Below are 17,479 nucleotides of genomic sequence, written 5' to 3'. Positions count from 1 at the left end.
TCTTTAGTTTATCCTGAGCAACGCCGAAGGGCTCGACCAGACAATTAAAATTGTTGATTAAATAAAAATGAAACGATTTATAGGTTTTATAAAAAAGGAATTCTACCATATCTTTCGGGATAGGCGATCGCTCTTTATACTCTTCGGAATGCCTATTGCCCAAATATTGCTTTTCGGATTTGCAATTACAAATGAAATAAACAACGTAAATATTGCCATTTTAGATCATTCAAAAGACGCTTCAACCGAAGAAATTATCAATAAAATCTCGGCTTCAAAATACTTCACCATAAAACAAATGATTGCCCATGAAGCCGATATAGAATCCACTTTCAAAAAAGGAAAAATAAAAGCCGTCTTAAATTTTGAAAAAGATTTCAGCAAAAATCTAATCGCGGATCACAACGCCACTATTCAAATTATAACAGACGCTACCGACCCAAACACGGCCAATTCCATCACCAATTATACCAATGCAATACTTCAAAATTATCAACAGGAAAAAAATAAAGGGATCCAAATTGAGTATCAAATAATTCCCCAAACCCGAATGGTTTATAACCCAGAACTTAAAAGCGTGTTTATGTTCGTGCCTGGGGTAATGACTATCATTTTAATGCTGGTTTCGGCCATGATGACTTCCATCTCCATTACTCGCGAAAAGGAATTGGGCACGATGGAAATTCTCTTGGTTTCCCCTTTAAAACCCTTTCAGGTTATTATCGGGAAAGTGGTTCCATATATTTTTCTATCTGTCATAAATGCAGCAGTAATAGTACTTCTGAGCATTTTCATTTTTAAAATGCCCGTACAGGGAAGTCTTTTTTTACTGGGATTGGAAAGCGTTCTTTTTATAATTACTTCCTTGGCACTGGGGATTTTAATCTCAACCATCGCCGCAACCCAACAGGCCGCAATGATGATTTCCTTGATGGGTTTGATGCTCCCCGTGATACTGCTTTCTGGCTTTATATTTCCAATTTCGAGTATGCCGGTACCGCTTCAAATTATCAGCAACATAATACCCGCAAAATGGTTTATCATCATCATAAAAGGCATAATGCTGAAAGGTGTGGGAATGGCGTATATCTGGAAAGAAACGTTGATTCTGATAGGAATGACCCTTTTCTTTATTGGACTAAGTATAAAGAAATATAAAATACGACTGGAATAATGAAGACCATCGGTTATATAATACAAAAGGAATTTAAGCAAATCTTTAGAAATAAAGGGATGTTGCCAATTATTTTTATCCTGCCCATTTTGCAACTGGTCATCTTGTCTAATGCCGCGACCTATGAAATAAAAAACATAAAATTCGCCTATATAGATTACGATCGCACCACTACTTCCCGCACCTTACTAGAGAAGTTTAACGCTTCCACCTATTTTGATGTTTTAACCAATTTTCCTTCACAGAAAATAGCAAGTTCCGCGATGTTAACTGGAGAGGTTGATGTGGTCCTGGAAATTCCCAATAATTTTGAACGAAATCTACTAAAGGAAAAAACCGCCGGTCTGTCTATCTCCATTAATGCTATTGACGGCGCAGCTGCCGGGGTTACAAGTGGTTATGTAAATCAGATTGTTCAAAGTTTTAATAAAGATGTGAAAATGTCTATAATGAACATTTCAAAAAAAACTGATCAGCCAGTGTCAATTGCAAGTATTCCGTCGTTTTGGTACAATACTACTTTAGATTATAAAACATTTATGGTGCCGGGAATATTAGTGTTACTTGTAACGATGATAACCCTTTTTCTCTCTGGAATGAATATTGTCCGCGAAAAAGAGATAGGTACATTAGAACAGATTAACGTAACACCTATTCGCAAAAGTCAGTTTATTACTGGCAAACTTTTCCCTTTTTGGGTTATTGGAATAGGATTGCTGACCATTGGACTTATACTGGCAAAAGTAATTTTCAATACGCCCATGCTGGGCAGTTTAATACTACTCTATACCTACACTTCTATTTATATTTTAGTAATTCTCGGGATGGGCCTGCTTATTTCAAATTTCACCGATACGCAGCAGCAGGCCATGTTTATCGCTTGGTTTTTTGTCGTGATTTTTATCTTAATGAGCGGCTTGTTCACGCCAATAGAAAGCATGCCAAAATGGGCACAGATAATTACTGAATTCAACCCCATAAAGTACTTTGTAGAGGTTGTGCGAATGGTTCTGCTGAAGGGATCTGGCTTGGGCGACATTTTACCGCAAATGTTGAAGACGCTGCTTTTTGCAATACTTATGAACCTTTTGGCGGTTTGGAGTTATAAAAAAGTAAACTAATGGAAAAAACCCCTAAATATCATTTGCAAAAAACCGAATCTCCATTTTTAAAAGGACCGCGTTCTCGGTTCAAGGAGCTATGGTTTACATTTAAAGTGCAGTACAACTTTATAAAAGGATTCCGTAAAATGCACTTTATTGGTCCTTGTGTAACAGTTTACGGCTCCGCAAGGTTTACACCAGATTCCGAACACTATAAAAATGCTGAAAAGATTGGTGCCGAACTTTCAAAATTAGGGTTTACCATTATGACCGGAGGCGGTCCCGGCATTATGGAAGCCGCCAACAAAGGGGCTTATGACGCTGGTGGATATTCTGTTGGCGTAAATATTATTCTTCCTTTTGAGCAAAAACCAAACCCATATTTGCACAAGTGGATTGATATTCCGTATTTCTTTGTACGCAAATTCCTATTGATGAAATACTCCTACGCCTTTGTGGTAATGCCGGGCGGAATGGGCACTTTAGATGAACTTTTTGAGGCGATTACATTGATACAAACTAAGATAATCCAGCATTTCCCAATTGTTATTTTCGATAAAACATATCACAAAGAATTGACTGAACATATTGAGTTAATGGTCAAACAAGAAAGCATCAGCCCAGAGGATATGGATTTAATCTTCGTGACCGATTCCGCAGAAGAAGTAGTGGAGCATATAAAAATTCACGCTATTAAAAGATTTGGATTGGTTAAAGAACAATACAAACCAAAATGGTGGTACGGGGAAAACCGAAGGAAATTTTAAAAGGTTAAGTCATGAAAAAGAATAAAATATTCAAATACATAATTGCAGGAATACTAATTGCTTTCGCCTTACTTACCATATTTATGAGTAGCTCCGTTTTATTCGATTGGTTTGGCATCCGAGCAAAAGAAGGAAATTATGTGCCATTTATTGTAAAGACAAATCTAATAATGGGTATTCTGTATTTAATTGCAGCTTATGGTTTTTTAAAGGCGAAAAAATGGCCCTTTTGGCTGATGCTTTCGGCAGTTCTCATTCTGCTTTTTGCATTCGCCGCATTTTATATTCATATTCACGCTGGTGGGCTTTACGAAAGCAAAACCATTGGCGCAATGGCGTTCAGGATTGCGTTCACCCTAATAATAGCCGGTCTTATTAATTTAAGTACTAATAAAAAAATATGAGCCGCTCATTCCACATAGTACTATTTCTTTTGTGGATAACTAGTGGTTTTGCACAACAAAAAACTGACACCCTACCGCGCCTTTATCTCTCGCAAATTGCGCACATTAATCAAAGTGATAGCTATATTACATTTCCCACAGACATCGGCAATATAGAGCCACTTATGTTTGAAGCCAACCTCAACCCAAATTTTGTAGTTAGAAAGCGAGCAGATTCAAGATTGATGATGGTACTTACGCCGCAAATTACTATTAGGATGTTTAACGCGGACTCATACCCCGTAAAAACGCCCAGCTATATTCCGCAGCTTTCCTTGTATTATTTATTCGGTTATCCTGAATTGGCACATCACACTACTTTGTTCGGAAGAATAGCTCATCATTCCAACGGGCAGGATGGCGATTTTTACAATGGTGATGGTTCCATCAATTTGCAATCGGGGAACTTTGCTACCAATTTTCTTGAAATAGGATTTATAGACACCTCATACGGCTCGCAAGTAAATGCAGTGAAATTTTTTAAAAGCTCTTTGGAAATCCATCCCAAAAGTTGGATGCTGAACGAGTTGCAAGGACAGTACAGCGGACTTAGATGGCACAATTCGTTTTTTGCTTACAAGCTTCCTTTAGATCGTGATTTTTTCAGTAAGAAAAGAAAGGCTAATTTTTCATTAAAAATTGAAACCACTTGGATGCTGGATGAAATAAATGATTGGAAAACTTTTGACACAAAACGATTTAGTGGGGCTTTTACATTTTATTACCATCCCAAATTTTTTGAGGATATTGGTTTTTTTGTCAAGTTTTATCACGGTCTGGATTATTACAATATTTACTTTAGGCATCAACTGGATATCATCCGTTTTGGGTTAATGACGGAAATTTTGCGATTTTAAATTTAAGTGGAAATTATATGAAAACTAAAATCATATCGATTAAAAAATTCAATGGAGAGGTTGAAGAGTTTAAGGTTGAAAAGTTAAAAACTTCACTTAGAAGAAGCAAAGCTTCCGAAAGTGAAATAGACGAAATTGTAGAAAACATAATGCCCACGCTTTACAACGGCATTCCTTCCAAAGAAATCTACAAAAAGGCCTTTTCACTGTTAAAAAAACGCAATAGAATATCAGCTTCAAAATACAGTTTGAAACGGGCAATTTTAGATCTTGGGCCGACTGGCTTTCCTTTTGAACGATTGATTGGCGCATTGCTAAAACATCACGGGTACGAAACCCAAGTAGGCGTTACGCTTCAAGGCCAATGTGTTACCCACGAGGTGGATGTTTTAGCTGAAAAAGACGGCAATACGTATGCCGTGGAATGTAAATTCCATTCAGACCCAAAGGCCGTGAGCAATGTGAAAGTCCCGCTATACATAAACTCCCGCTTTCTAGACATTCAAAAACGCTGGAACAGCGACGCTGCGAAAACATCGCATTTAAAACAAGGGTGGTTGGTAACAAACACCCGTTTTACTAAAGATGCCATTGACTATTCCCAATGCGTGGAACTTCAATTGTTGAGTTGGGATTATCCCGAAAACAACGGAATAAAACAAAACGTAGATAAGTTTGCCCTCTACCCTATCACCACATTAACAACTTTGACCAAACACGAAAAACACCTTCTAATTGAAAAGAATATTATCCTCACCAAAGAACTTTATGAATCGTCCTTTTTACTGGATAAAATAGGGATCTCGCCTGTGAGAAAAAATAGAGTTTTAAATGAAATTAAAAAACTTTGTAATTTATAATTTAACAGTCCTATGGAAGAAGAAATTAATATAGACGACAAATCTGAAAAATTGAAGAAGTACGATTCCCGGGGCGTACAAACCTTATTTAAAACCCTTTCCCGAAACCATTACAATTTATTGAAAATGGTGGACAATAAGGCCAGAATAGTTCTTACGGTTAACTCAATCATCACCTCGCTGCTCTTAGGATTCCTGTTTGTGGCTCCACAATCAGAAACAGCACCATTAGATATCGGCGTGCGAATATTAATCGTCTGCAGTATGCTTTCCATGATTTTTGCACTGTTCAGTATGTTGCCTTATCGGTATTTTGGATCGGCTTATAAACAGAGCGGATATAAAGGGACACTGTATGCCGAAAATTTTGCGAAATTATCCCTTTCTGAATTTAAAGTAGAATTTGAACGAATCATGATAAAAGGACAAAACATCTATGACGAAATGATAGCCGATCTTTATTTTCTGGGAAAAAGTATCGCCCGTAAACAGCGGCTTCTTTATATTTCGGTTATTATCTTTTTAATTGGGTTGGCAAGTGCAATCGTCTATTCACTTATCAATGGGGTGGTGGAATTTGCTTAAACGGTTTCAAGCGAGCTAATGCTTTCGAATAACAATAATAAACTACCCAAGCGTGTTTTGTAGGCCCACACAAAATATCAATTCAAGCTATAAGTCAAGTGATAGGTATTGGTATTTTATATAACTACTGAATTCTTTTATCCTTTGCAAAATGGAAAGATAGTGCATCTGTTATTGTGGAAAAATAGTAATTTTTGGACGATAAAATGAAAACTGATTTTTTTGGTTATTGTCATACTTTAGAAACGCAGCTAATTTTAACATATATACATGATACTAGGCTTATAGTAGCCTTTGAGTAGGGAAAAGGTAGCACTAGAGTAGCATTAGACTAGGCTTAACAGTACATAGAAATAGCATGAACGCTATATAGACACGGAGCCAACCATACCTTGATGCGTTTTAAAAGTACATAAAGTGGTTTGAACAGAGCATTGTTTTGTTTGTTTTTTTATACTACAAAGGTTTAATCTAGACTAAAAAATCGTATTGCAATCGCAAGTTCTAAAGAGTATTTTCTTGTTGCCGTCTTCCAAAATTATAGCCTGGCTACTAGGTTGAAATCTATTTCAATTTCATCTTTTATCACAATTAAACCGAACATTTTTTTTGGAGGTTCCAAATTAAAATCATTAATATTTAATTTCAGCTTCCCAACAAAACGATTTAAAGATGAAGAAATTACATCTATCGGAAAAGTGTATTCCTTTTGCGTTCCTGCAATTGTAATTAGAACGTGCGCTACTTTTTCATTACTTTTATTAAAGGTAATTTCGTTTAATTCTAAGGTAATATTTGGATACTCTTTGGTGTTGAGCAGGGCATGAAAATCTTTATTTATAATTTTATGACCACAATTAAAACCTTTGTTTTTTAAAGAAAGAACAGCATTTTTAAAATGAATATTATTCCCGATTCGCTTATAAACCACCTCTCTACATTCCTCCAAATAATAGGTACTGAATTCACAACCAAACTCGCTAATGTTGGTATCTCCTTTAATTGAAAGTTCGCTACCAGCAAGGATTTCAATGGATTTTGTAATAAAATCGTTCTGTGCCCAACCATTAAGGCTGAACATAAAAACCAAGCAATATAGTCCAAAACGATTCATAATTCTGTAATTTATAAAGGTGGAGAAATTTTAGTTCCTCCACCTTTGTTTTATTGGTTTAGCAGTTTAGAAACTAATTACAGCTTCAAATACAACCCCGTCAAACTTACCTCCATTTCTGATATCAGAAGCTAGGAAGCCATCGTATTTTTGGTTTGTATATTCTAATTTAGCCATAATATTCTTAGTCATAAACCAGCCGGCAGCAAGGTTAAATCTAGTAATATCTACTTCTGTTCCACCGGCCATTTCGCCATCAACTAGATTGTAACGTCCACCTACATATAAGTTTTCGTTATTTCCGAAGCGGTAAATAAGTTCGGCAGCATACTGGTTGAAAGTTCTAGTTTCAAGCTCTGCATCAGCCTTACCTTTAGCCATTTCATAAGTTCCGAAGAATTCAAGTCCATGGTATTTCACAAATGGATTTATCATAAATGCTGTAAGTTCATTTCGCAATCCAGGATTGAATCTACCTGAAGTAAAATTACCTTTAGCACTAGCTCCTTCTTCTTCCATTACAAAATAATATCTTGATCCGGCTCTATCTGCGCTGTATAAATAGGCGTTTGCACTTTTATTGGTGTGGTAAACGGATCCTGTGAGTCTAAGTCTTAAATCATCATTTATATAATCGTCATACCCTAGTTTAGCAACAATAGATGGATCTGTTTTTTTAGGGTTATCAACGCCTTGGTTCAATTTTCCGTTGGTTACACCTAACATACCAATAAAGCCACTTTTAAAGTAATATACCTCTGCACCTACTTCTGTGGTAAAAGCGTCCATTATAAGGTTTCCAACAAATGGGTTGTAAATTGCTAAGGCATTATCAGTCCTTCTAAAATGTGCATCACCATAGTTATTTTCCATATGACCAATCTTGATTCTAACATTCTGCATCAAGTCTTCCATAAAACCTTCACTTACAAAATCTAGTTTGTCAATTTGAATATATCCTCCCTTAACATACGGTTCTGGGTGGTGACGTGAAGACAGGTAAGTTCTTAAATGCATAGAAACACCATCGTACAATTGCACATCAAGGTCAAGGTTTGCAGTAGGTAAGTTGAAATTACTACCTATTTCAATCAATGAAACTGGGTCGCCATCAGAATTTACAGGCGTACCCGTGCTTTCGTGATCGATGGCTTGAAATTGAATTGCAAATGCCCCACCTATGCGTACTTTCACCCCGTCAAACGAAGTTGCTGTGTCTTTTTTGGCTTCAAATTGTTCAATTCCGCGTTGGTCTCGATATCTAAAATTATCTAAATCGCGAGCTTCATTTTCCTGCGCGAGCGCCTGAAATCCAAACAGTATCAGTAATACCGTGCTGAAATAATTAATTGCTTTTTTCATATTATTAGTTTTAAACTGGGGTTAGATTTATTATTAAATTATTTTTTAAAATTTGATTCAAATTTGATGTCGAGCGCATCGCCCGTTGTAATAGTTCCAAACATTGCCGTTGGCGGATCTACTCCAAAATCGGTCATTTTAATTGTTTTACTTCCCGAAAGAGTTATTCCTGAATTGCCATTCTTCAGTTCAAAAGTGAGGTCTATTGGTTTGGTGGTGCCAGCAATTGTTAGATTGCCGGTTACAGCCACTTTACAGCTATTACTGGCTGTACAGTTTATACGCTGCACCTTAGTTAGCTTAAAAACAATCTGCTTGTGTTTTCCTGTATTTAAAGCTTTATAAGTGTTCTTGTCCATGGAACCTTTTCCACTTTTTAAACTTTCGGCAATTACGGTGAAATCTAACTGCTGTATTTTAATGAGTTGTCCATTTTCAAATTCCACTGAAATCTTGCCTTTTTGGTTCTCTGCAGTAATCTGCCAATCGTGAATATTTGAAGTTCCATCTACGGTTAATGTGGAAGAAACATTGTTCAATTGATATGTTTGTGCCACAGAAATTTGTGTAGAAAAAGCCATCATCATGAGGCTTACAAATACGAGTTTTAATTGTTTTGGAGTTTTCATAATCTACCTTTTTAATTTGATATAAAGATAAATCTTACACACCCCTTAAATTATGACGAATGTCAGTAAACACAGGTATTCGTACCATATTTAGAGGAAGGATATTTCGCGATTTTTCTTACATTCGGCAGCTCCTATTAACACTGCATTACCGCATTTCACGTGAAGAAGAAACGATTAAATATAGAATGTTTCTAAATTGGATATTAACGGTTTTTATATAAATAAAATGCTTTCGCTATTTTGAAATATAATATATAGGTAAAGAAAGAAAAATGTAGGTTGAAAATTTGCGGAACGTAAATACGAGTTCAAAAGTGCGAAGTCAAAAATTACTAAACTAAAATCTCTTTAACACTGAAAAGTTTAGGAATACTTACTTGCCATCCATAAGTTTCCTGAAGTTTTAGCCGTAAAGCATGCTGTGCTTCATCCTCTCCGTGAATAAGAAATATTTCCTCCGGAATGTTTTTAATATTGCTGGTCCAATCTAAAAGTCCCCGCTGGTCTGCATGTGCCGAAAGACTTTCAATATGATTTATTTCAGCTTTTACTGGATGCTGTTTTCCGAAGAATTTAAGTTCCTGCGCACCTTCCAGCATTTGGCGGCCACGAGTACCTTCAGCTTGGTAGCCCACCAATAAAACCGTTGTATTGGTTTTGTCTATCATTTGTTTTAAATAGGTCAAAACCCTTCCGCCAGTCACCATGCCACTGCCGGCAATAACCACTTTTGGTTGCGGATTATCGATAGTTTCCCAGGTTTCTTTATAGGAAGTAATTATACGCATTCGATTGTTCATTGCGTTAAATTCCTTCATTGGTATTTTGTGCCAATCCGGAAAATTTTGAAACACCGAAAGTACATTGTTGCCCATTGGGCTATCAATAAATATTGGGATGTTCGGAATTCGGTTTTCATTGTACAGTTTCCAAAGCAAAAACATCAAGGTTTGCAAACGTTCCACCGCAAAAGAGGGGATAATCAGATTTCCGCGGTTGTGAATGGTTTTATTGATGAGTTCCACCAATTTGTCCGAAACGCTTTCCTCCGGATGTAGCTTGTTTCCGTACGTACTTTCCATAAAAAGATAGTCTGCCCATTTTGGTTTTTCGGGCGGAAAAAGCAGTAAATCGTGGACTCTACCAATATCTCCCGAAAACACAAAAGTTTTTCCAAAGATTTGAAGCTCAATAAAAGTAGCACCAATTATATGCCCGTTATACTTAAATCGATATTTTATATTTTCTGAAAGTTCAAGCCATTGGTCTCTTTCTTCCGCCTTAAAAAATCCGAGGGTTACCTCAGCTTCCCGTACGCTGTAAAAGGGCTCCGCAGGCTTGTGTTTGGAATAGCCTTCATCATTGGCCTTTTCTGCTTCCTCTTCGTGAATTTTAGCGCTGTCATGCAAAATAATTTTAGCAATGGCAAGCGTTGGCGCAGTTCCGATTATGTTGCCTCGAAAACCTTGTTTTACCAATCGCGGCAAATATCCTGTATGGTCTAAATGCCCGTGCGTAAGCAGCACCACATCTATTTTCGAAACATTGATGGGCAACTCTTGCCAGTTTTTTTCGCGCAATTCCTTTATACCTTGAAACATCCCGCAATCAATCAAAATATTGTGTTCGGGGGTTTCAATTAAAAATTTAGAACCCGTTACGGTTCCCGCGGCGCCGAGAAAATGGATTTTTATCTTTTGCATACTTAATGGTTTTGGCACAAAATATTTATTTCCTCTAAAATTCGGACTTTTCGGTTGTCAGAAACTCCCAAATGATCCAGATAAAAATGATCGTCTATTAATTGTTTGCAGAGCACCACATCGCGACTGAGTAAAAACTGTTTTTCGCGCTTGCTGAGCAAAGTTGAAACAGTAACCGGATAAAGTCCCAACCGGTCTATCCGATCCTTTATGCCGTTGTTTTTCGGGTAATCCCAACTTAAAAGATAAAGGCCTACGCAGGTACCATATTTTATGGCATCTTCGGTAAAACGCGTGTTTGTAACTACCCACCCTTCGTTCGGTTTATCGCCATTGTTTTCATCACCGTAAAAATTTAGAATGTCGCGATAGCGCGAATGGATATAAAGCGGAATCTTTACATTGCAATTTCGCCCTTCATCGCTGTGGAATTTACATTCGGCAACTACATATATACCGTTATTATGGGCTACTACATCAACTTCATGGGTGACGCATTTTCCCTGTAAAAACTGACCTATTCTAACCTCATAACCGCTGTAAAAAAGAATTGCAGCCACAAATTTTTCAAACGGAAAACCAGTGGGACCCAATTCATAAATAGCCTTCTTTAACTTATATTTTGAAGCATAGCCTCTTTTCTTCTTTTTGAGAAGCGCAAAGGCGCGGTTGTAGATTTCCTTGGTTGAAATACCCTGATACAATTCGTCGCGGACGTTATTGGCAATTTCGGCTACCAATGCTTCGTCTGCCCCACTTTTCCGCAGCGAAGATTTTAGTTTATCAATTGAAAACTGAGACCGTTCCCCGGAATGCTTTATAACTTCAACCACTATTTTTATTTTAAGTTAATTCCTTAAATCGTGAAGAGCCAAAATGGGTACTTTGGAATGCACGCCCAAACTTTTAACCAACGGATTTGAAAATATACTGCCAAAAAACCAATGCTTTCTATTTACAAAAGCTATCATTCCACTATTTCTATCGTCCACAAAGGAGAGCACCCCTTCTTTAACACCTGTTTTCTCAAGCCAGTGATAGCTGTATTCCAATCCTTCAAAATACGATTCTAATTGTTTTCTATTGCTTCTTTGCCGTTCAGATAATTCGGCTTCCTTGCCAATATGTAAAATCCGAATTGGTGATTTTTCCAATTGTACAATCTTTACAAAAGTATTTATCTCCCGCTCGTTAAATTCACTTTTAAAATTGGTGGGAAACACAATTTCGTTAATTCGCTTATAATGTACATTTGCGGGAACGGCCAGAACGGCACACCCGGTTATACTCTCAATTACATTTACTGAATTACGACCGTAGGCTACCTTTGTATCATCAGTTATACCACGGGTTCCCATAATTATAAGGTCTATATTATTTCGCTTTACCTTTTCTTCCAATAATTCAATCAGGGTACCAAATTTATGATCAAAATATACCGTATGTTTTGGGTTATCCGCCAAGAGTTCTACCTTGTTTTTTAATTGCAGCATACTTGCCCCAGATGCGCGGGCTACCGCATCGTATTCATGGGGTTCGGGTTCCGGAAACAAAATGTTTCCCTGTGCGGAACGGAACAAAAAATAGGAATGGAAAATATGGAAAACACATTCCTCTTTCTTAAAAAGCTCAAAAGCATAAACAATAGCGTTAAATGCATTTCTAGAATAATCCGTGGGTATTAAAATATGTTTTTGCATAATTCTATCTCGCTAAATATATTCGTGGTTTTACTGTTGCAATGGCGTTTACCACAGTTTTAAAATTCACTTGTAAAAAAAGAAACAATCTAGTTTCGCAAATCGTGCATAGCCAATAAAGGCACGGTAGTGTGCATTCCGAGCTCCTTAACCATGGGATTGGAGAAAATACTTCCGAAGAAATTGTGCTTTTTATTAACAAAGGCAATCATTTCGCTTTCCCGACTTTGTACAAAACAACGCACCCCTTCCTGCAAATCTATATCGTAAAGTTTGTGATGGGTAAACTCAGCGGCATCTAATATTCGCTCTAAAAGTTCTTTGTTTTTTTCTTGGTCTTCTGTTAGTTGCTTACCTTTTTTAACGTGCAGGATACGTATTGGCGCATTCGTTATTCGCGAAATTTCTACCAAGGTTTCCAATTCGCGTTCTTTGTAATGTGTTTTAAAACTGGTGGGAAATACAATTTCATTAGGATCCTTGTATGCAGTATTTGCAGGTATGCCCAATACCGGACAATTGCGCACCTTTTCCATGGCATTTACCGTATTACTACCTAGAATCACCGAATTATCGTCTGTTTCCCCACGGGTTCCCATCACTACCAGTTTTACATCTTCCTTTTCTATGACTTTCTTTAAAACCTCAAAAAATGACCCAAATTCACTTAAAAATTGAAAGTCGTGATTGTCGTTTTTTTCGTAAAGCCCCATCTGTTGCTTTAGTTTATTCATCCGTTCTTCGGAAGATTCCTTGGCAGCTTTATGCGCTTTTTCGGAAGGTTCGGGAATTAAAAAATTGTCTTTAGAATATCCAGAATGGTAGTAGGTATGTAAAATTATAAATTCACAAAACTCTCGTTTGTAAAGCGCCATGGCATATTTAATGGCGTTAAACGCATTTCTCGAAAAATCTGTGGGAATCAATATTCGTTTTTTCATCGGTATAAAATATTTAATAAAGTGAATACAGGAATGCTAGGGTAATTCACCACTACATGATTTATAAGTGCCATAGCATTCCGAAATTTAGATCATTAAATTACGGTTTTTTTACGACTTAACTAAACACCCGCTATTTTAAAGGAATTACCAAAGTAGGCACGTGCGTATGCTTCCCCACCCTGCTTACCACCGGCTCGCGGAACAACTGCTTTAAAAATGCATGCTTGTGGTAAACCAATGCCAAAAGATCTAAATTTTTACTGTCAACAAAACCGTGAAGTGATTTTGAAACGTTTTGGGTTCTTTTAACAAAATGAAACTCAGTATCGTATTCCGTGAGGTCGTTTCTGTATTGCTCCAGATTTTGTTGTTGCTTAGAATCCAACTCTTTCTCATCGCCCACATGCACTATATGTAAATTAGAATTATACTGCCGCACCAACCGGACGATAGGCCTTAATTTAGACAACTGATAAAAATCGTTATAATCCGTAGCATAGCCTATGTTTGTAGGAATAACAAAATCTACCTCGCGGGGAATTATAAGTAACGGACAACCTTCTAAAGATTTGGTAATGGCAATTGTGGTACTTCCCATAAGCACATCTTCGGCTCCCGTACGTCCCTTACTACCCATTACCACTAGGTCAAAGCCTTCAGCGGCAACTAACTGATTTATAGTTCTCGACAAACTCGCCGGAGTGGAAATCACCTCAAACTTATGGGTTACTTTGGCTGAGTCTAATTTTATTTTATGCACCAATTGTTCGCCATCTTCATCAGACTGTTTGTACAGTTTTTTAATAATAACATCGGAACGGCCAATATCTACTCGGCTGGTGAGTTTACCTATTTCGTCACTAAAGGAGTGGAGAATGGTAATCTGCAAGGCTTCATCACTAAAAAGTTTAGTAGCGTAAAACAACGCCGCATAAGCATTATTCGAGAAATCGGTGGGAACGAGTATTTTTTTCATTTAAAAATGTATTAAAGATTTATCTAGGTAAGTTTTGAAGTACTAAAAAAGGAATATCAATATGCAAGCCTATTTTTTCAATAGTAGATTGATACAGAATATTTTCTAAATACGAATGGCGGGTATTAACCATAACCAGCATATCTATTGGGTTTTCAATAATATATGTGTTAATTGCTTTTGTGATATTTGTATCGTCCTTTTGTATAAAATCAATTTGATTATCGGCAAACGAAGCTTTTAGAAAATTTCTATTGTCTTCCTGTCGCAACGAAAGCGATTCAAATTTGGAAGCGAAAAAGAATTCTACTTTTGAAGCAAAGCACCTGGCAATAGTGCTTACCAATTTTAATTCGCGCCTTTTAAAAGGCAAAAGGTAATCTGTTGAAAACAGTATGTTTTTAGGGTGTATATCGTTATATCCCGAAGGAATGGCAAGTACAGGGCATTTTACATATTTTATAACCTGCAGCGTATTACTGCCAAAAGTTATTTGCTTGTCTGCCGTTTCGCCCTTGGTGCCCATAACCACTACATCTATATTTTCCTTCTCCACCCAATCGTTGGTGGTATCTACCAACAAACCGAATTCGGCAATAGTATGGATGGTGTGTTTTGGGTTTGGCGAAATAGCACTAACCTTAGTTTGTAAATCGTTCAGAGCTTCCTTCGCTTTTGTAAGCGCTTTTTGCTGCAGTTCTTCAAAAATTTCATCGGCAAATCGCGACTTCTCTTCGTAAACTTGATCGGCAAAAGCGTGAAGTAAAAATATTTCGGCCGGATTGTGTTTAAAAAGTTCGGTAGCGTAAAGAACGGCGTTTAGCGAATTTTCAGAGAAATCAGTAGGTATTAATATTTTTTGCATGGAAACTTGTTTAAGTTCAACTACGTAAAGATAGTGATTATCACTTCGTTAAAATATGACAATTATCAACCATTGCCACCAATTTTAATGAATTCTTATGAAAAATTCGGCCCTCAATTTTGTATTTTGTAATAAAAAACAAATGAAAGCCTCCGCCCTAACATATTTACTGATAGTTACCGGAATATTGCTTACCGTAGCCATTTTTGCCGCACTCGATTTTCCGTTTCGCTTCGTATTTTATCTTACGGTAATAGGGCAGGTTACCCTAATTTATAGCGTAGTAAACGTTTTAAAAGATAACTATACCACAGATAAAACCTTCGAAGATTTTTATGAAGATTTCCCAATTTCAGAAAGAAACAACTTTAGGTAAAAGTTCGTTTTTTGTACTCTTTGCAGCAGCTATTCGTGCAGTATTAAAAAAGGCACTTCGTATGGATATGAAATAGCCGGGTTAATTCTATTAAAAAGAAGGCGTTGGGTAAGGTTTAAATTTTTTGCAACTACGGCTATTAAATCTATTTCCCAAGTTTCAACAAAATCCTGTACGCCGGCCTCAATATTTTTATTTTCCAAAAAATGAAAACTGTGCTTTATATCCTTAAAAAAATAATGTAAAAACCCTTTGTTATCTGTTTGTGCGGCGCTGAGCATTGTATTTTGCGATCGAATATGCAACACCCTTAATGCAGCTTTCTGAATTAGTAGCGCTTGCGAAAGCCCATTTATTACCTTGTTTCTATAAATACAGTTATAATCTGTTAAAAACGAAATGTTCTTTATCTTTTTAAACCTGGCATTTTCGGGAATCACAAAGATTGGGCACTTTACTTTGGTAATTACTTCACTGGTATTGCTCCCTATTTCATTCCTGTTGTTTTTTGAAGCCCCCTTGGTGCCCATTAAAACATAGTCAATTTCCTTTGCATCAATTTGTTTGCGAATTGCTTCAACCAAAAGCATGTTTTCGTGAATGGCAAAAAATTGATGTCCAGCGTTTTTAGCCAATAATTTAAAGTGCAGTATTTCTTCCCGTAAACTTGTAATAGACCCTTGCGCCGTGCCTTGGGAAGCTGCCGTATTAAACAGTAAATCTGAATCATCGTCTGCAGGCATAGCAGTATTGGGCGAAATGTGAAGCAGATAAAAATTCACAGGAATAGCTGCGAAATAATCCAAAGCATACCGAATGGCATTATGTGAATTTTCGGAGAAATCCGTTGGAATTAATACGTTCATCATTATTATCTTTTAATACTGACAAATGTATTTGAACGGCTAGGTATAGAAAATGATATAAATCAGTTTTAAAAACTAGGGCTTACTTTGTAACAAAACCTATTCAATATTTCGCAGGCCATCCAAATCTATAATTCGAATGTCGCGCCCCTCTATTTCAATAATACCATCTCTTTTAAAATCTGAAAGCGTTCGTATTAAACTCTCAGTTGCAATACCCGCCGTAGTTGCTAGGTCATTACGCGATATTTTAAGGGCTGCTTCCGGCTTTTTGTTCATAACGTCCACAAATTGTAAAATGGTGTTGGCCGTTTTTTTACGTACCGAACTATAAGCCATTTTTACCAATTGCAGTTTTATTTCCGAAAGATTGTCGCTAAGCAAATTCATCAACTCAAGCGAAACATCTTGGCTTTTCTTTAAAATATCCCTCACAAAATTTTTGGAGATGGCGGCCACTTCCGTCTCCTCTACTGCAGTAGCGGTTTCGGTATATGGAATGTTATCGTCAAAAGAAGTGAAACCCAGAAAATCATCGGCCTTGTACAGCCCGGTAATAAGCTCTTTGGCATTGGCATCCATGGTATGCGTTTTAACCACTCCTTTTAAAATTAAAAACATATTGTTGGAATGGTCCCCATTTTGGTAAATAGCCTCTCCCTTCTTGTATTTGGCAATTTCACCTTCGTCGTAAAAATAGTTTTTTAACTGGTTTAAATTTTGAAGATTTTCGTCATCTTCGGCTGTATCATTCGCCTTGTAATTTTCACGCAAGTTTAAAATAGTTGCTTTAGCCAATCTGCTTTCCACAGCGCTTATTAGCTCCATTTCGTCAAAAGGTTTGGTGAGGTAATCGTCTGCCCCCATATCCATTCCCTTGCGTATTTCCTTGTGTTCCGTCTTTGCCGAAAGAAATATAAACGGAATATGTTTGGTTTTTTCTTCAGACGCCATACTTTCTAATACCCCGTAGCCATCTATCTCGGGCATCATGATATCGCAAACAATAATATCTGGAATTTCCTTTTTTGCTTTCTCAATGCCAATTTTGCCGTTTGCCGCGGTAAAAACCATAAACCCGGAAAGCTCCAATAGTTCGGCGGTGTTTTCCCTTAAAGCAATATCGTCTTCAATAAGAAGTATTCTTTTCAT

The 17,479-nt window shown here is 37.0% G+C and carries 19 protein-coding genes; 8 read left to right on the top strand and 11 right to left on the bottom strand.

The window, feature by feature from the left end:
• Positions 1-67: 67 nt before the first annotated feature.
• The 7 genes from QCQ61_RS10310 to QCQ61_RS10280 are packed head-to-tail and all read left to right on the top strand — an operon-like array spanning position 68 to position 5,789.
• Positions 68-1,174, top strand: coding sequence for an ABC transporter permease (locus tag QCQ61_RS10310; RefSeq protein WP_279447566.1), 1,107 nt, complete (start codon positions 68-70; stop codon positions 1,172-1,174).
• Positions 1,174-2,295, top strand: a complete 1,122-nt coding sequence (locus tag QCQ61_RS10305) for an ABC transporter permease (RefSeq protein WP_279447565.1) — start codon at positions 1,174-1,176, stop codon at positions 2,293-2,295. The genes QCQ61_RS10310 and QCQ61_RS10305 overlap by 1 nt, the downstream gene beginning before the upstream one ends.
• A complete protein-coding gene (locus tag QCQ61_RS10300) occupies positions 2,295-3,044 on the top strand; it encodes an LOG family protein (protein ID WP_279447564.1) in 750 nt (249 codons plus the stop codon). Before QCQ61_RS10305 ends, QCQ61_RS10300 begins: the two co-directional genes overlap by 1 nt.
• A gap of 11 nt (positions 3,045-3,055) precedes the next feature.
• The gene (locus QCQ61_RS10295) at positions 3,056-3,448 is read left to right on the top strand and encodes a hypothetical protein (protein ID WP_279447563.1); all 393 of its coding nucleotides are present in this window, start codon (positions 3,056-3,058) and stop codon (positions 3,446-3,448) included.
• Positions 3,445-4,344, top strand: a complete 900-nt coding sequence (locus QCQ61_RS10290) for a hypothetical protein (protein ID WP_279447562.1) — start codon at positions 3,445-3,447, stop codon at positions 4,342-4,344. Before QCQ61_RS10295 ends, QCQ61_RS10290 begins: the two co-directional genes overlap by 4 nt.
• A gap of 17 nt (positions 4,345-4,361) precedes the next feature.
• Complete coding sequence (locus tag QCQ61_RS10285) at positions 4,362-5,204, top strand: restriction endonuclease (protein ID WP_279447561.1); 843 nt, start codon at positions 4,362-4,364, stop codon at positions 5,202-5,204.
• Positions 5,205-5,216: 12 nt separating this feature from the next.
• Complete coding sequence (locus QCQ61_RS10280; RefSeq protein ID WP_279447560.1) at positions 5,217-5,789, top strand: Pycsar system effector family protein; 573 nt, start codon at positions 5,217-5,219, stop codon at positions 5,787-5,789.
• 538 nt (positions 5,790-6,327) lie between these two features.
• Here QCQ61_RS10280 and QCQ61_RS10275 read toward each other — a convergent pair.
• From QCQ61_RS10275 to QCQ61_RS10235, 9 genes are all read right to left on the bottom strand, one after another.
• A complete protein-coding gene (locus QCQ61_RS10275) occupies positions 6,328-6,903 on the bottom strand; it encodes a YceI family protein (RefSeq protein ID WP_279447559.1) in 576 nt (191 codons plus the stop codon).
• A gap of 66 nt (positions 6,904-6,969) precedes the next feature.
• Positions 6,970-8,265 (bottom strand): hypothetical protein, encoded by a 1,296-nt coding sequence (locus QCQ61_RS10270; RefSeq protein ID WP_279447558.1) that lies wholly within the window; start codon positions 8,263-8,265, stop codon positions 6,970-6,972.
• A gap of 38 nt (positions 8,266-8,303) precedes the next feature.
• Positions 8,304-8,894: a YceI family protein gene (locus tag QCQ61_RS10265; RefSeq protein ID WP_279447557.1), complete on the bottom strand. Its 591-nt coding sequence runs from the start codon at positions 8,892-8,894 to the stop codon at positions 8,304-8,306.
• Positions 8,895-9,229: 335 nt separating this feature from the next.
• A complete protein-coding gene (locus tag QCQ61_RS10260; RefSeq protein ID WP_279447556.1) occupies positions 9,230-10,600 on the bottom strand; it encodes an MBL fold metallo-hydrolase RNA specificity domain-containing protein in 1,371 nt (456 codons plus the stop codon).
• Between the two features lie 2 nt (positions 10,601-10,602).
• Positions 10,603-11,433 (bottom strand): ATP cone domain-containing protein, encoded by an 831-nt coding sequence (locus QCQ61_RS10255; protein ID WP_431605787.1) that lies wholly within the window; start codon positions 11,431-11,433, stop codon positions 10,603-10,605.
• 15 nt (positions 11,434-11,448) lie between these two features.
• Positions 11,449-12,300: a universal stress protein gene (locus tag QCQ61_RS10250; RefSeq protein ID WP_279447555.1), complete on the bottom strand. Its 852-nt coding sequence runs from the start codon at positions 12,298-12,300 to the stop codon at positions 11,449-11,451.
• 89 nt (positions 12,301-12,389) lie between these two features.
• Positions 12,390-13,241: a universal stress protein gene (locus tag QCQ61_RS10245; RefSeq protein ID WP_279447554.1), complete on the bottom strand. Its 852-nt coding sequence runs from the start codon at positions 13,239-13,241 to the stop codon at positions 12,390-12,392.
• Between the two features lie 133 nt (positions 13,242-13,374).
• Complete coding sequence (locus QCQ61_RS10240) at positions 13,375-14,220, bottom strand: universal stress protein (RefSeq protein ID WP_279447553.1); 846 nt, start codon at positions 14,218-14,220, stop codon at positions 13,375-13,377.
• A 19-nt stretch (positions 14,221-14,239) separates the two neighbouring features.
• On the bottom strand, positions 14,240-15,085 hold the full coding sequence (locus tag QCQ61_RS10235; protein ID WP_279447552.1) for a universal stress protein: 846 nt from the start codon (positions 15,083-15,085) through the stop codon (positions 14,240-14,242).
• A 97-nt stretch (positions 15,086-15,182) separates the two neighbouring features.
• Between QCQ61_RS10235 and QCQ61_RS10230 the strand changes: the two genes are divergently transcribed.
• Positions 15,183-15,461, top strand: a complete 279-nt coding sequence (locus QCQ61_RS10230) for a hypothetical protein (RefSeq protein ID WP_279447551.1) — start codon at positions 15,183-15,185, stop codon at positions 15,459-15,461.
• Positions 15,462-15,490: 29 nt separating this feature from the next.
• On the opposite strand, the gene QCQ61_RS10225 is transcribed toward QCQ61_RS10230, so the two are convergent.
• Both QCQ61_RS10225 and QCQ61_RS10220 read right to left on the bottom strand, forming a co-directional pair.
• The gene (locus QCQ61_RS10225; RefSeq protein WP_279447550.1) at positions 15,491-16,330 is read right to left on the bottom strand and encodes a universal stress protein; all 840 of its coding nucleotides are present in this window, start codon (positions 16,328-16,330) and stop codon (positions 15,491-15,493) included.
• 96 nt (positions 16,331-16,426) lie between these two features.
• Entirely contained in the window at positions 16,427-17,479 is a 1,053-nt protein-coding gene (locus QCQ61_RS10220; RefSeq protein WP_279447549.1) for a response regulator, read from the bottom strand.

This window comes from Aequorivita marisscotiae (genome assembly GCF_029814825.1).
In the GTDB taxonomy this organism is placed as follows: Bacteria; Bacteroidota; Bacteroidia; order Flavobacteriales; family Flavobacteriaceae; genus Aequorivita; species Aequorivita marisscotiae.
This window is presented reverse-complemented; position numbering and strand designations above follow the sequence as displayed.

Bases quoted from the DNA above. Each gene is read 5' to 3' on its own strand.
- QCQ61_RS10310 (WP_279447566.1), top strand. From the start codon at position 68: ATGAAACGATTTATAGGTTTTATAAAAAAGGAATTCTACCATATCTTT.
- QCQ61_RS10305 (WP_279447565.1), top strand. From the start codon at position 1,174: ATGAAGACCATCGGTTATATAATACAAAAGGAATTTAAGCAAATCTTT.
- QCQ61_RS10300 (WP_279447564.1), top strand. From the start codon at position 2,295: ATGGAAAAAACCCCTAAATATCATTTGCAAAAAACCGAATCTCCATTT.
- QCQ61_RS10295 (WP_279447563.1), top strand. From the start codon at position 3,056: ATGAAAAAGAATAAAATATTCAAATACATAATTGCAGGAATACTAATT.
- QCQ61_RS10290 (WP_279447562.1), top strand. From the start codon at position 3,445: ATGAGCCGCTCATTCCACATAGTACTATTTCTTTTGTGGATAACTAGT.
- QCQ61_RS10285 (WP_279447561.1), top strand. From the start codon at position 4,362: ATGAAAACTAAAATCATATCGATTAAAAAATTCAATGGAGAGGTTGAA.
- QCQ61_RS10280 (WP_279447560.1), top strand. From the start codon at position 5,217: ATGGAAGAAGAAATTAATATAGACGACAAATCTGAAAAATTGAAGAAG.
- QCQ61_RS10275 (WP_279447559.1), bottom strand. From the start codon at position 6,903: ATGAATCGTTTTGGACTATATTGCTTGGTTTTTATGTTCAGCCTTAAT.
- QCQ61_RS10270 (WP_279447558.1), bottom strand. From the start codon at position 8,265: ATGAAAAAAGCAATTAATTATTTCAGCACGGTATTACTGATACTGTTT.
- QCQ61_RS10265 (WP_279447557.1), bottom strand. From the start codon at position 8,894: ATGAAAACTCCAAAACAATTAAAACTCGTATTTGTAAGCCTCATGATG.
- QCQ61_RS10260 (WP_279447556.1), bottom strand. From the start codon at position 10,600: ATGCAAAAGATAAAAATCCATTTTCTCGGCGCCGCGGGAACCGTAACG.
- QCQ61_RS10250 (WP_279447555.1), bottom strand. From the start codon at position 12,300: ATGCAAAAACATATTTTAATACCCACGGATTATTCTAGAAATGCATTT.
- QCQ61_RS10245 (WP_279447554.1), bottom strand. From the start codon at position 13,241: ATGAAAAAACGAATATTGATTCCCACAGATTTTTCGAGAAATGCGTTT.
- QCQ61_RS10240 (WP_279447553.1), bottom strand. From the start codon at position 14,220: ATGAAAAAAATACTCGTTCCCACCGATTTCTCGAATAATGCTTATGCG.
- QCQ61_RS10235 (WP_279447552.1), bottom strand. From the start codon at position 15,085: ATGCAAAAAATATTAATACCTACTGATTTCTCTGAAAATTCGCTAAAC.
- QCQ61_RS10230 (WP_279447551.1), top strand. From the start codon at position 15,183: ATGAAAAATTCGGCCCTCAATTTTGTATTTTGTAATAAAAAACAAATG.
- QCQ61_RS10225 (WP_279447550.1), bottom strand. From the start codon at position 16,330: ATGATGAACGTATTAATTCCAACGGATTTCTCCGAAAATTCACATAAT.
- QCQ61_RS10220 (WP_279447549.1), bottom strand. From the start codon at position 17,479: ATGAAAAGAATACTTCTTATTGAAGACGATATTGCTTTAAGGGAAAAC.